Consider the following 13993-nt stretch of genomic DNA (forward strand, 5'->3'; position numbering starts at 1 on the left):
ATTCAATAATAGTTTTAATCCTGTTGATTACAAAATTCCCTTAGTATCTACCACAACCGCTTTTAGGGATGCAAACTGAATGGCTTTAAATTCTTTATGATCAACCAATACCACCAGCACATCGGCATCTGATAGGGCTACTGCTAAATCAATCTGAACAATATTCTTAGCCAGTAATTTTTCAGGCAAAACTGCTACATTTGGTTCAACTGCCAAAATTTGATTTGGGTATTTTTCAGCTAACTGCTCAGTAATTTTTAATGCCGGGCTTTCACGTAAGTCATCAATATCGGGTTTGAATGCTAGGCCTAGGCAGGCAATTTTGATGTCGCTTAGGGTTTTATCGGGATTTTTTTGTAAGGCCTCAATGACGGCATCGTTTACTTTATTGATGACCCACTCGGGTTTTCCATCGTTTACTAGGCGGGCGGTGTGAATCAATTTGGCCACATCGGGAGTTTTATTGACGATAAACCATGGATCAACAGCAATACAGTGTCCGCCTACGCCGCAACCAGGCTGTAATATGTTGACGCGGGGATGTCGGTTGGCAAGAATAATTAATTCCCATACGTTGATGTTTAGCTTATCGCAAATAATAGAGAGTTCATTGGCAAAAGCTATGTTGACATCGCGGAAAGAGTTTTCGGTAAGCTTACACATTTCAGCAGTGCGGGCATTAGTAACGATGCAGTCGCCTTTGACAAAAATTTTATATAAAGAAGCAGCCTGATCGGAGCATTTAGGTGTGATACCGCCGATAATGCGGTCATTTTCGATTAGTTCACGCATTACTTGACCGGGTAACACTCTTTCGGGGCAGTGAGCAATACGGATATCTGAGCTTTCTCCGGCTTGCTGGGGGAAAGTTAAATCAGGGCGTGCTTCTGCCAACCATTCAGACATTTGCTCTGTTGCTCCTACGGGCGAGGTTGATTCGAGAATAACGAGGTTGCCTTTTTTCAAGACTGGCGCAATGGCTTTACTGGCTGCTTCAATATAGCTGAGATCGGGTTCGTAATTTGAACCTTTAAAAGGAGTGGGAACGGCAATTAGAAAAGCATCTGCAGGTTCTGGAACAAGTGTTGCTTTCAGCATTCCTTTTGACACGCATTCATGTACGGCAGTGTCCAAATCCGGCTCTACAATATGAATTTTGCCTTGGTTGATGATATCGACGGCGTGTTGATTAACGTCTACTCCAATGACTTTTACCCCGTGTTGTGCAAAGGCTGCCGCGGTGGGTAAACCGATGTAACCCAAACCAATAACTGAAATTGTTTGATATTGCATTTTATTTATTCCTGGCAAATTTTTGATTGTTTCATAATATGGATGAAACTAAAAATTGAATCTTTGTTATAAATATCTTAATAGTGTTTCTACAATCCTACTTGACGCTTTTCCATCTCCGTAAGGATTATTTGCTTCTGCCATTTTTCGATATGAATCTTCGTTTTCTAACAGCTCTGTGCATTTCTTGACAATTTTATCTGAGTCGGAACCTACCAGTTTAACTGTGCCTGCTTCTACTGCTTCCGGTCGCTCTGTTGTGTCGCGCATCACAAGAACAGGCTTGCCTAGTGAAGGGGCTTCTTCTTGTATGCCGCCGGAATCTGTCAAAATAATTTTTGATTTTGTCATTAGATAGACAAAGGGGAGGTAGTCTTGCGGTTCAATTAAGTGGACATTTTTCTTGTTGGAAAGAATTTCCAACAAGGGTTGCCGAACCATCGGGTTCATGTGTAAAGGCAATACAAATTGGATATCTGGATATTTTTCAGCCAAACTTGCAACAGCTTTTCCAATATTCTGTATGCCCGAACCATGGTTTTCCCTGCGGTGCGCAGTCACTAAAATCATGGGTTGATCATTTTTTGTAAATGGAAAAAGGTGTTCCATTTGCAATTTAAGTTCCGGCTGCTGCAATTTTTCTTTAACCATTAATAAAGCATCAATAACGGTATTACCTGTTACAACTACTTTATCCGGATTAACATATTCCTGTAATAAATTTGTTTTTGATTGTTCGGTAGGTGCGAAATGCAGATTGCTTAACACTGAAGTTAGACATCGATTGGCTTCTTCAGGCCATGGGGAATAGATGTTTTGGGTACGCAAACCGGCTTCAACATGGCCTACTGGAATTTTTTGGTAGAAAGCTGCCAAGCTTGCTGCAAATGTGGTGGTGGTGTCGCCATGCACTAAGATGTAGTCCGGGCGGAATTCCGTTAGAATAGGTGTTAAACCGTGCAATATATCGGTTGTGATGCCATGCAAAGTTTGCCCTGGTTTCATGATATTTAAATCATAGTCAGGGCTTATTTCAAATAAGTTCAATACTTGATCCAGCATTTGGCGGTGTTGGGCTGTAACGCATACTTTAGATTCTAATTCTTTAGTGTTTGATAAGGCTTTTACCAAAGGCGCCATTTTGATGGCTTCAGGCCTGGTTCCAAAGACCGTGAGTACTTTCAATTTATATTTCCCCATAATTAAAATTAATAAAATGACATTTCATTAATTACCTTGAGTATTATACCCAATACAAATATCAACTGACAGAAAAAAATGAAGAATTCACATTTTTTTGTTTTTTTAGTCTCTATTTTTTAGGCAATGAGTTAATCTTAATTGTAAGAAACTCTAGCGTTGTTTACAGTATTTGAAAGACAATACTGCCATGAACATCCATAAAAACACCCGCCTTACCCCGCACCAACGCCAAGCCGTTTGGCGCGCCTATACGCAGGATAAAATCACCGTTACCTCACTGGCCCGGCAATACCAAGTCAGCAGGGTTACCATTTACCGCATCCTAAAGGCCGCACGGTTGCAGCTGCTCGCACCACAAAACAGCACCAACAACCGTTTCAAACAGGCCAAATACGGAATGAAGCGTTTGGCAAAAGTGGAAAAAACATCGAAGAAAAGCTCAAGAAACAGGCCAAACGCTACAACAAATCCTATCCCGGCGAAATGGTGCATTTCGACACCAAACGACTGCCTTTGTTGCAAAACCAAAAAGCAACCGCCTCGAGAGATTACCTGTTTGTCGCCATTGACGACTATTCCCGCGAACTGTATGCGGCCATTTTGCCCGACCGTACAGCGGCTAGTGCGGCCAAGTTCCTTTTGCGTGATGTGATTGACTGTTGTCCTTATACCATCGAATGCGCCTATTCGGACAACGGCATGGAATACCGTGGCAATGCGTCGCATCCGTTTGCGGTTGCCTGTGTGCAGAACAACATCAACCAGAAGTTTACCCGTATTGCCCGACCGCAGACCAACGGTAAGGCAGAACGGGTAATCCGCACCCTGATGGAAATGTGGCATGACAAAGTTCCGTTTATGGATTCGGAACACAGGCAGAAGGAATTGTGCCGTTTTGTGAATTTTTATAATACGGTTAAGCCGCATAAGGGCTTGAAGGGCGATACGCCTTTTGAGGTTTTACAGGCTTATTTTTCTCAATCTGTTGTGTAAACAACGCGAGGATTTCTTACATCTAATCCCGTTTCATATAAACGGATTTTTCAAAAATAATGTGTTAGAGTAGCTATGCCTGTCTGAATTTTCCTGCCTTATTACTTTGTCTTATAATTTGCAACATCAAGCATCTATCATCACATATAAGGATTCTTAATGAACATCGGCAATATTTCCCTTTCGAACCACCTTCCTTTCACTCTTTTCGGCGGCATCAATGTATTGGAAGATTTGGATTCCACGTTGAAAGCTTGTGAACATTATGTGGCGGTTACCCGCAAGCTGGGGATTCCTTATGTGTTCAAAGCTTCTTTCGATAAGGCTAACCGTTCCTCAATCCATTTTTTTCGCGGTGTGGGCTTGGATGAGGGGATGAAGATTTTTGAAGCGGTTAAAAAAGAGTTTGGTGTGCCGGTGATTACCGATGTGCATGAGCCGTGGCAGTGTGAGCCGGTGGCTGAGGTAGCGGATGTATTGCAGCTGCCTGCTTTTCTTGCGCGCCAGACCGATTTGGTGGTGGCGATGGCGAAAACCGGTAAGGCGGTTAATATTAAAAAGCCGCAATTTTTAAGCCCTTCGCAGATGAAAAATATTGTGGAAAAATTCAAAGAAGCGGGTAATGACCGGCTGATTTTGTGCGAGCGCGGATCCAATTTCGGCTATGATAATCTGGTGGTCGATATGCTGGGTTTTGGTGTGATGAAGAAAACCTGCCCTGATGTGCCGATTATTTTTGATGTGACGCATTCTCTGCAAACGCGGGAGTCGGGTGCGGCGGCTTCGGGCGGCAGACGCAGCCAGGTGTTGGATTTGGCGTTGGCAGGTATGGCTACCGGTTTGGCCGGGCTGTTTTTGGAAAGCCATGCTAATCCGGATGATGCAAAATGCGACGGCCCGAGTGCGCTGCCTTTGGGCAAGCTGGAGGATTTCTTGCTTCGTGTGAAAGCGGTGGATGATTTGGTGAAATCATTTCCTGAATTGGAAATCCAATAATGCCTGTCTGAAAAGGCTTTCGGTCAATAAAGTGCGGCCGGCATTCTTTCATGGAAAAAGGGTGCGGCTGTTTGAATTTATAAAACTATGTTTTCAGACAGGCCTGTTGGGCGGTGGCCTTTGCGGGCTTTGGTGTTTTCATACGAAGCGGCGGGTTAAAGAAGTATAATGGGGTTCGTTGAAGCCAAGCAGGTATGCCGTTATGCCGCCGGAGAAAATTTATTACGCGGTAATCATTTTGATTTCCGCCGTTTCCATTTTGCTCAGTCCGTTTTTTTATGTGCGGGCCACAAAGCGCGTTAAGTCGCGGCATGAGATTAAAAACGACTGGAAAATGGTTGTGATCAGCAGCATGATTATGTTTGTTGTTTTGCTGCTGATTTGGTTGGTTTTGTGAGGATTGGTGCCTGTCTGAAACCTTCTTTCAGACAGGCATTGCTGTTTGTGCTTCCTCAAGCTGCTGCCGGTTTAATGGCTGGTATGCGAGGTTTCTACGCCTGCTTTGATTTCGCCGTAGGCTTGGGTATTGCCGGAGTTTCCGGTTTGGGTGCAGGCGGCGAGTAAGAGGCCGGTGATAAGGGCCAGGCTGATGGTTTTCATTGAGTCTCCTTTCGTTGTGGCAAGTAAACAGGTGTTATTTTCCGATGCAGAATCTTGAGAAAATCACACCCAGTAAGTCGTCGGCGGTAAATTCGCCGGTGATTTCGCTGCATGCCGCTTGGGCAAGCCGCAGGTGTTCGGCGAACAGTTCTATTTGGTGGTTGCCGCAGAGGGCGGCGTTTTCCAATTCGGTTTTTGCTGTGTGCAGTGCGTTGATATGGCGGCTGCGGGCGAGGAACAGACTTTCGCTTTCGCCTTGCCAGCCGATTTCCTGCAACAGGGCTTGTTTCAGTAAATCCAAGCCTTCGCCGGTTTTGGCGGAAAGCTTGATTAAGGTGTCGGCGCCGCTCAAGGCCGAATGCCTGTCTGAAAACATGCCTGCCGGCTCTCCGGAGAGGTCGGTTTTGTTGTGGATTTCGATTTTTTTCAGGTTTTCAGGCAGGCTTTCCAAGATGCCGCGGGTTTTGGCATTGATGCCTTCGCGCGGGTCAATCAGGATTAGGGCAACGTCGGCTTCGCGCACGGCTTTTTGGCTGCGTTCTATGCCGATTTGTTCGACGATGTCGTCGGTGTCGCGCAGGCCGGCTGTGTCGATAATATGCACGGGCACGCCGTCGAGAGTGATTTGTTCCCGAACGGTATCGCGGGTGGTGCCGGCGATGTCGGTAACAATGGCAATGTCATCTCCGGCGAGTGCGTTGAGCAGGCTGGATTTGCCGACATTGGGTGCGCCTGCCAAAACCACGTTCATGCCTTCGCGCAAAATGGCGCCTTGTTCGGCGCTGGCCAACACGGTTTGCAAACGTTCCTGCAAGGCATGCAGGCGGCCTTTGGCATCGGCTGCTTCGAGAAAGTCGATGTCTTCTTCGGGGAAGTCGAGTGTGGCCTCTACCAGCATGCGCAAGGTAATCAAGTCTTCAACCAAGTCGTGTATGTGGCGGGAAAAGGCGCCTTTGAGCGAGCGCACGGCCATGCGGGCGGCGGATTGGCTGGATGCGTCGATTAGGTCGGCCACGCTTTCGGCTTGGGCGAGGTCGAGTTTGTTGTTGAGAAAGGCGCGTTTGGTGAATTCGCCCGGTTCTGCCATGCGCGCGCCCAGTGCGAGGCAGCGTGCAAGCAGCATCTGCATCACCACAGGCCCGCCGTGGCCTTGCAGTTCGATTACGTCTTCGCCGGTAAAGCTGGCGGGGGCGGCGAAATAGAGCAGCAGGCCGCTGTCGATGGTTTGGCCGTCTGCATCTAAAAAGTCGGTGTAGAGTGCGGTGCGCGGTTGGGGTGTTTTGCCGCCGCTCACGGCTTGTGCGAAAGACAGCAGGTTTTTGCCGGAAATGCGGATAACGCCGACGCCGCCGCGGCCGGGGGCGGTGGCGATGGCTGCGATGGTGGGGTTGGATGATAGGGCGGTCATGGCATGGCGGTAAGGTTCAACAGGATGGGGGGATTATAGCAAGGAGCGGGAATGCCTGTCTGAAAATGCGAAAAGCCGGAGCTTAAACGGCTCCGGCTGCTTTGGTTAACCCAAAACTTGTTGGACTTTTAAGATGTCGTCCAGTTCGATATCGGATTCGATGCCTTGGAATGTGATGGTGTTTTGGTAGGTGTGGCCGTCTTGCGTGCCGGTGAAATGCAGCACCTGGTTGTATTGATCCCATTCGAGCGCATGTTTTTCAGGATCCAGCAATTCGGTAAACACGAGTTTGTCTTGCTCGAAATTGAAGTTGACAATGGTGTCTTGGCCGCTGTCGCTATTGGTTACGAACACATAGCTGTCTTTGCCTTGCCCGCCGTGAAGTTTGTCGTTGCCCGCACCGCCGATCAGGATGTCGTCGCCGGCTTCGCCGCGCAGGAAATCGTTGCCGCCGTTTCTGCTGCCGTCGATGAGCTTTTCCCAGTTTTCCTCAATAAAGTAGCGGACCGCACCGTCACTGCTGCTGCCCAATTCGTTGCCGACGTGGGTTTTTAAGGCTTCGAATGCGCTGCTCCCGTTTTCTGCGGTAAAGCCCAAGTTCGCAGTGCTGATGTTGTCGCCAAACAGAATGTCGTTGCCGTTGTTGCCGGACAGGGTGTCGTTGGTGGCTTGAACGGTGTAGATGATGTTTTTGCCGTCGACTTCGACGGTGGCGGTGTTGTGAATGTCGCCGATTAACACGTCTTTGCCCATATTGCCGTGTAAATCGGCGCTTTCGCCGCGGCTGTTGTCGCCGGTTTTCAGTTGGTAGGCGTAAGGGTTGTCTTCGGTGTCGTTCACGCGTATGGATAAGATTGATCTGTCGAAATCGGGGCCAGCGGCCAGCGGGGTGTGGGCGCGGATTTTGTTGGTTGAGTTATAAACAATATCGGGTACCAAGCCGGTAAAGCCTTCTTGAGGGACGAAAGTATAGCTGCCGTCGGTGTTGATGGTAAGGGTGCCGACACCTTCGATTTCGTGGGCTTCGTCTAGGGAAACATGCTTATCGTTGATTCTGACCGAGTTGAGGTAGGGCGGCTGGTCGAATGATTCGTGAAACATTTCCTGAAACAGGGAGCCAGAGATTTCTTTGCCTTTGGCGGTCCATACGTTTTCATCTTCGTCAATCAAGACCACGCCGCCCGGCCTGCGACCGACGCTGAAGTCGTAAATTGTGGTGGCGGTATTTTTGTCGGCATCCATAGATTCGAGCCAAACCGAGTGATTTCCGGCTTTGATGCCTTCCAATTTGTAGGTAAAATTGCCGTTTTCATCAAGCAGGTCTTTCAGGGGAATCCGCTGCCCGTAGTCGATTTTTAAATAGGCCGCTCCGCTATCCGGTTCCACTTTGCCACGGATTTCCATATCTTTCGAATAAGAGTGCCAAACGCCTCGGTCGTTCGGCTGCATGGCTTCGCCGTCGGATAAAATTTCCAAAGCTTGATTGTTGCCGTTGATTTGACCTGACATTTTGGTGATGATGCTGTTGCCGGAGGCGTCGGCGGTCTCCAGTTCTATCCGGATTTCGCCTTTGTTGGCGCCTAATGCCTGAATGTAGGCAGAGAACGAGCCGTCTTCTTTAATGTCTGTGTTTCTAACGGGCAGGGAGTAGCTTTGTTCAACCACTTCATTGTTGGCCTTGATTACGGAATAATAAGCCGTAATTTTGACATCCTGTGCGCCGCGGGCAACCTGACCGGTAATTTCCAATAGCTGCTTATTGGTTTGGAAATAATTGTTTTCAGGGTTGCGGCTTTCTGCTCCGTTGATGCTTATCCATTGGTAATCACTCATCATTACAATCCTTTTCTGTTGTTGAATGGAATAGTTTTTTTGTTTATCATTGTTAAATAAATCATTGTGTTGTGGCTTGATGCTTGTCTGTTAATGATATTTGATTATGCTTTTGGCGTAAATAAAAAAGAATGCCTGTCTGAAATCTTTCAGACAGGCCTATGTATCGAAGAAGACAAATCAGAAGATGCCGAATGTTTTGAGTACGGAATAGGAAATGAAATTGGTAAACGGCGTCAGAATCGTGCCCAGCAAACCGGTAGCCAGTAAGAAGATCAAAATCCACATGCCGTAAGGCTCGAGTTTTTGAAACTGCACGGAGGCACGCGGCGGCAGCATGCTGTCGACAACCCGGCCGCCGTCAAGCGGGAGGATGGGCAGCATATTGAGTACAAACAATACGGCGTTGATGCCGATGCCGTAGCCGGCCATGCCGGATAAAGGCGTTTGGAAATCCGATGGGGCATAAGGCGCAAGCGCTATGACCGCTCCCCAGCCGAAAGCCATAATCAGATTGGATAAAGGGCCGGCAAATGCCACTGTGAACAAACCCATCCGCATATTGCGGAAATGGCGTGGAATAATCGGTACGGGTTTGGCCCAGCCGAATAAGAAAGGCGTAAATAAAAACATAAATAGCGGAACTATTATCGTTCCTATCAAGTCGATATGGGCTATAGGATTTAATGTGAGCCGCCCCAGCTGTTCGGCGGTGCGGTCGCCCCAATAGCGTGCGGCATAGCCGTGCGCCGCTTCGTGCACGGTAATCGCCAGCAAAACGGGTAATACGGCCAATAAGAAATTAGCCAGATTGAACTCTTGAAACATTATTTTCCTTTATTTTTTAAGGTTTATGAGGTTGAACGTATCGGCCGGAAACAGCGGCTTTGTGCGAAAAATAAAATATTTTAATTGTTGTTTTCAAATTAAGGGGTATTGAAATGAAAAAAAATTTAATTTATACGCAAAATCAGAGGTTTTATGAAATACCGATCAGAGATTGATGGTTTAAGAGCGATTGCCGTAGTGTCGGTTATCCTGTTTCACGCAGGTTTGCCCTTTTTGTCGGGCGGATATGTCGGCGTCGATATTTTCTTTGTAATCAGCGGTTATTTGATTTCTACCATTATTTTCGACGAGGTTGAACAAAAACGGTTCAGCTTCATTACTTTCTACGAGCGTAGGGCGCGCCGGATTGTGCCGGCTTTGTCGCTGATTATGCTGTGTTCCATTCTCCCTGCGTATCTTTTGCTGCAACCTGCCGATTTGATCAGTTTCGGTAAAAGTTTGATTGCCATACCGGTTTTTCTTTCCAATGTGTTGTTTTGGAGCGAGCGCAGCTATTTTGGCTCAGCGACCGAGTTAAAGCCGTTGATTCATACTTGGAGCTTGGCGGTGGAAGAGCAGTTTTATCTGCTTTATCCGGTATTTGTGATTGCCATATTCAAGTGGTTTAAAAAATATCTGGCAGTGATTCTTGTGGTAGCGCTAGTTCTTTCACTAGTAGCTTCTTATTATGTGACCCGCCTGCATTTTGAAACCGGATTTTTCCTGCCGTTTACCCGGGCGTGGGAAATGTTGTTGGGCGGTATGGCCGCTTTGCTGATCCGTAACCGGATAGTGGAAAAATATCCGTTTAACGGTACGGTTGTATCCTTAATCGGCTTGGCAATGATGGTTTATTCAATCGTTGCGTTTGACGATAAAACCATATTCCCGGGCATTGCTGCGGCTGTTCCCGTTATCGGCACGTTTTTGGTGTTGGTTTCACCGCAGCAGGGCAATTGGGTACACAAATTTCTTTCGAATAAACTGTTTGTATTTTTGGGCTTGACAAGCTATTCGCTGTACTTGTGGCACCAGCCGATTTTTGCTTACATCAACCACATGCAGTTGGGGCACGGTTGGCTTTATGCAAGCATAATCCTTGTCGTGATTTTATCGGCTATCAGTTATAGGTGGGTCGAAACACCGTTTCGCAACAAGCAGCTGATGACCAGAAAAACCGTGTTTTCCTTTACCTTGATTACATCGGTGTTTTTCATCATAGTCGGCGGCATTATTGTGTGGAACAAAGGCTTTGTGAACCGCTACAACGAAGCCGACCAAAAGATTCTGTCCAGCGTTGCCGGGGCGGGCGAATACAATTCGAAGCGTTTTGATGACGCTAAACTGGTCGAGTTCGAAGGAGAGGGTAAACGTAAGATATTCTTGGTGGGCGACAGTTTTGCCAAAGATTTTATGAATTTGATATATGAATCCGGTCAGGACAAACGCTTCAGTTTCTCAACCAAGCAGATCAACTCGGAATGCGGCAATATTTACGTGCCGTTTGACAAAGATGCCCACATTCCTCCAATCCGTCGCCTGCGTTGCGATTCTATCGGTTGGTTTGAATCGGATAAAGTGAAGCAGCGTATGCAGGAAGCGGATGAAATCTGGCTGGTCGGCAAGTGGCAGGCTTGGGTGGTGCCGTATATCCGCCCGAGTATCGAGCAGATGGAAAAAGATTTCCGCAAGCCTGTTAAAGTATTCGGCATCAAAGACTTCGGTAAATCTTCTCCGGTTGTGGCCATGAAAGTCCCTGCGGATAAGCGTTTGTCTTATACCCAGCCTGCGGCGCAGGAGGCGGTGGATGTGGAGCAAAAAATGCGTGAAAACGTGCCTGCCGAGAAATTCCGCAGCCTCTTGTCGCTCTATTGCGGCAAAGATTTCGCCACTTGCCCGATGTTTACCGGTGACGGCAGCTTGATTTCGCAGGACGGCGGCCATCTCACGGAGCCGGGAGCGGCCTATCTGGCAGATAAGCTGATACCGCTGTTGGAGGATACTCAAGGCCGATAGCAAGGGTGTTGGAAAATGCCTGTCTGAAAGCGTGTAAGCGGCTTTTCAGACAGGCATTGTTTTATGGGTAGTATTTACGCCTATGGTAAATCAACTTAAAAATAGTACGCTCGTCATACTCGGGCTTGACCCGAGTATCTTGAGTTGCGGTAAGTTTAGGCGATATTCGGGCCAAGCCCGAGTATGACGGTATCGTTATTATGTAAGTGGATTAACGATATGTGCCCAATCAACTTGAAAATTCCCAGCCCTGCATACTCGGTTTAAGCTTATTGAAGAGAGGTACAAATGCCTGTCTGAAAAGCACCTTACATGCTTTCAGACAGGCATTGTTTGCCGAACGGCAGACATTATAGGCCGAACAGTGATTTGTCGCCTTTGCCTTCGCGAACCAATTCCACGCCGTCGGTCATGTCCACCACGGTGGTCGGCTCTGTGCCGCACCAGCCGCCGTCGATAACCAAGTCAACCGAGTGTTCCAAGCGGTCGCGGATTTCATAGGGGTCGGTCAGCGGCTCGTCGTCTTCCGGCAGCATCAGGGTGCAGCTGAGCAGCGGTTCGCCCAGCTCCTGCAATAAGGCTAAGGCGATTTTGTTGTCGGGCACGCGCAGGCCTATGGTTTTGCGTTTGGGGTGCAGCGTGCGGTTGGGCACTTCTTTGGTGGCTTGCAGGATGAAAGTATAGCTGCCCGGGGTGGCGGCTTTCAGCTGGCGGAACTGGCTGTTGTCGACTTTGGCATAAGTGCCCAGCTCGCTCAAATCGCCGCACATCAGGGTAAGGTGGTGTTTTTGATCGATTTGGCGGATGCGCAGGATGCGTTCCATGGCGTCTTTGTCGCCCAAATGGCAGCCGAGGGCGTAACAGGAGTCGGTGGGGTAAACCACGATGCCGCCTTTTTTCACGATTTCGGCGGCTTGTTTGATTAAGCGCTCTTGCGGGTTGTCGGGATGGATGGCGAAAAATTGTGCCATGGTGTGTGTCCTTTTGGTCGGGTTTGTGTATGGTGTATCAGATTGTTTTCAGACAGCATTGTTTAAGGCTTAACCTGTTTTTTTAACAAGCCGTCATATTTTGTGTCGGCGGAATTGGTTTGCTTGTCTTCTTCGGGATCATCGGGAAACCAAATCTGTTTATGCTCGGTCGGGTCGGCCGACAGGGCTTTGAGCAGGCGCGCATACTCCGGTGAGGCGGCCAAAAGCTCCCGCGCGGCGTGTTTGAGTTTGTTGATGTCGTCGTGCGGCAGGTAAAAGCTGGTGGGGATATTCAGCACGCTTTTACGCAATTCCGATTCAGGTAAGTCGCGCAGGTTGAGGCTGATGAAATACATGCCTTTATGACGGCCGTCGGAGTCGTTGCGGGCGGTGTCGTTCCATTGGTCGGCAAAAGAGCGTACCCGGCGCAGCGACTCCTGCGAATATTGGTCGATGGGGATGTTGATGATGGCGTTCAATACATCGGAAACGCCGGGAATATTCGGGCTTTGGTCTATCTGGGTGTCGATTTGGTTTTGCGCATTCACGTTGATGAGGATCACTTTTCTGGCACCTTTTTCTTCGATAACGCGCTGATACAGGTTTTTATCCGAATAGGCTTCCGCAATATCCAAAAGCCCGCGCAAGCCGAGGTTGTCGGTGAGGCCGCCGTCGATTAAGTGGATATAGGGGCGGGCGTTACTGTTGTTGTAGCGTTCGAAAATATTGCTGATTTCTTTCCTGTTTAGGGTTCGCAGGGAGTCTTTATCGGCACTTTCCAGCGCTTGCCGCAAAGGCTTGGGCAGGGTGTAGCCGCAATTGCCGCCGTTATTGTTGAGCGTGACGGGGGCAAACACCAGCGGCACGGAGCTGGACGCGGCCACCGCCCGTGCGATGCGCAGCTCGGAAAGGTTCAGGCACATCGAATCGAAGTATTCTTGGGTAAAATCAAACCTTTGGCCGGTTGACATGTCGGTGGCTGAAATCACGGCAAACGGGCCTTTGCGGCGCTTTTCCAAGTCGCCGAAGGTGGCGTTTCGGAACAGGGTGTTTTCAAACTGTTCTTGTAGTAAGTCGCCGCGGCCGTATTCCGGTGATGTCAGGCGCGGCAGGTTGGCCAACGAAAAAGCCTGCTTGGTTATTTGCCTTTGGAAATTCTGCTTGAGGAAGCGGCGTTCAAATGCCGGAATCACGTCTTTGCCGTGCAGGGAAAAATAAGCGGCCAGCACGGAGCCGCCGGACACGCCGTATACCAAATCCACGCTTTCAAGCAAGGTGCGCTCCTTGCCGTCAAACCACACCTTCTGTTTGCCCAATTCTTCTAATACGCCGTAGCCCAAAGCGGCCGCACGCGTGCCGCCGCCCGAAAACACCATAATCATATAGATGTCGTCGTTGTTGCGCACTTCCCAGTTTTTTTCCAGGCGGTAGCCTTTGTTGGTGTCGATTGCGCTGATGCCCGCCAAAGGCTGGTATTGCACGAGCGTGCAGGCTGAGAGGAAAGCTGCGGTCAGAGGGGTAAAGTGTTTGATGAGTTTTTTAATCATTCTGTTCGGTATGGTTTTGAGTAACTTGATCGGCTGTTTGTGAAATTGATTGTAAAGCAAAACACAGGGCAATGGCAGCCCGGATTGGTATTTTCAGACAGGCATTCGGGGCTTGGGTGCCGGTTCGGATTGTGGGTGTGGGATGTAAAGAATAGGGTGGCAGCGGTGCAGATTTTTCCGCAGTTTAAATTCTAAAAGCATAAATTTCCCAGCTATATCAATATCAGACCGATTGTTTCCGATAGCCGGTCAAACTAAATGCTTCTGCTAAAATTTAAAAACCGTTAGTAAATTGCTAAATAATA

At 48.3% G+C, this 13993-nt stretch carries 11 protein-coding genes and 1 pseudogene; 4 read left to right on the forward strand and 8 right to left on the reverse strand.

Translation table 11 applies throughout. The features are described from left to right. Window positions 1-27: 27 nt before the first annotated feature. Both wecC and wecB read right to left on the reverse strand, forming a co-directional pair. Window positions 28-1293 carry a UDP-N-acetyl-D-mannosamine dehydrogenase gene (wecC, locus tag EL143_RS03950; RefSeq protein ID WP_085417549.1) on the reverse strand — a complete coding sequence of 422 codons (1266 nt, stop codon included), beginning with the start codon at window positions 1291-1293 and terminating at the stop codon, window positions 28-30. A gap of 66 nt (window positions 1294-1359) precedes the next feature. Further along, the gene (gene wecB / locus EL143_RS03955; RefSeq protein WP_408634064.1) at window positions 1360-2433 is read right to left on the reverse strand and encodes a non-hydrolyzing UDP-N-acetylglucosamine 2-epimerase; all 1074 of its coding nucleotides are present in this window, start codon (window positions 2431-2433) and stop codon (window positions 1360-1362) included. A gap of 250 nt (window positions 2434-2683) precedes the next feature. On the opposite strand from wecB, the pseudogene EL143_RS13000 reads away from it, so the two are divergent. From EL143_RS13000 to EL143_RS03970, 3 genes and pseudogenes are all read left to right on the forward strand, one after another. Beyond that, window positions 2684-3489 (forward strand): annotated as a pseudogene (locus EL143_RS13000) (integrase core domain-containing protein). A 159-nt stretch (window positions 3490-3648) separates the two neighbouring features. Continuing rightward, window positions 3649-4485: a 3-deoxy-8-phosphooctulonate synthase gene (kdsA, locus tag EL143_RS03965; protein ID WP_085417428.1), complete on the forward strand. Its 837-nt coding sequence runs from the start codon at window positions 3649-3651 to the stop codon at window positions 4483-4485. 202 nt (window positions 4486-4687) lie between these two features. Continuing rightward, window positions 4688-4882, forward strand: coding sequence for a hypothetical protein (locus EL143_RS03970; RefSeq protein ID WP_085417429.1), 195 nt, complete (start codon window positions 4688-4690; stop codon window positions 4880-4882). A gap of 71 nt (window positions 4883-4953) precedes the next feature. On the opposite strand, the gene EL143_RS12830 is transcribed toward EL143_RS03970, so the two are convergent. The 4 genes from EL143_RS12830 to EL143_RS03985 all read right to left on the reverse strand — a co-directional run bounded on the left by EL143_RS12830 (window position 4954) and on the right by EL143_RS03985 (window position 9154). After that, window positions 4954-5085 carry a hypothetical protein gene (locus tag EL143_RS12830; RefSeq protein ID WP_269471236.1) on the reverse strand — a complete coding sequence of 44 codons (132 nt, stop codon included), beginning with the start codon at window positions 5083-5085 and terminating at the stop codon, window positions 4954-4956. Between the two features lie 34 nt (window positions 5086-5119). Further along, a complete protein-coding gene (gene mnmE / locus EL143_RS03975) occupies window positions 5120-6493 on the reverse strand; it encodes a tRNA uridine-5-carboxymethylaminomethyl(34) synthesis GTPase MnmE (protein ID WP_085417430.1) in 1374 nt (457 codons plus the stop codon). A gap of 105 nt (window positions 6494-6598) precedes the next feature. Further along, window positions 6599-8326 (reverse strand): hypothetical protein, encoded by a 1728-nt coding sequence (locus EL143_RS03980; protein ID WP_085417431.1) that lies wholly within the window; start codon window positions 8324-8326, stop codon window positions 6599-6601. A 180-nt stretch (window positions 8327-8506) separates the two neighbouring features. Continuing rightward, window positions 8507-9154 (reverse strand): site-2 protease family protein, encoded by a 648-nt coding sequence (locus tag EL143_RS03985; protein ID WP_085417432.1) that lies wholly within the window; start codon window positions 9152-9154, stop codon window positions 8507-8509. 153 nt (window positions 9155-9307) lie between these two features. Between EL143_RS03985 and EL143_RS03990 the strand changes: the two genes are divergently transcribed. Next, window positions 9308-11170 (forward strand): acyltransferase family protein, encoded by a 1863-nt coding sequence (locus tag EL143_RS03990; RefSeq protein ID WP_085417433.1) that lies wholly within the window; start codon window positions 9308-9310, stop codon window positions 11168-11170. A 350-nt stretch (window positions 11171-11520) separates the two neighbouring features. Here the strand turns inward: EL143_RS03990 and EL143_RS03995 are convergent, their stop codons facing one another. Both EL143_RS03995 and EL143_RS04000 read right to left on the reverse strand, forming a co-directional pair. Next, the gene (locus EL143_RS03995) at window positions 11521-12141 is read right to left on the reverse strand and encodes an L-threonylcarbamoyladenylate synthase (protein ID WP_085417434.1); all 621 of its coding nucleotides are present in this window, start codon (window positions 12139-12141) and stop codon (window positions 11521-11523) included. A 62-nt stretch (window positions 12142-12203) separates the two neighbouring features. Beyond that, complete coding sequence (locus tag EL143_RS04000; RefSeq protein WP_085417435.1) at window positions 12204-13688, reverse strand: patatin-like phospholipase family protein; 1485 nt, start codon at window positions 13686-13688, stop codon at window positions 12204-12206. Window positions 13689-13993: the final 305 nt, after the last annotated feature.

Origin of the sequence: Neisseria canis, from assembly GCF_900636765.1 — a bacterium.
Lineage (GTDB): Bacteria > Pseudomonadota > Gammaproteobacteria > Burkholderiales > Neisseriaceae > Neisseria > Neisseria canis.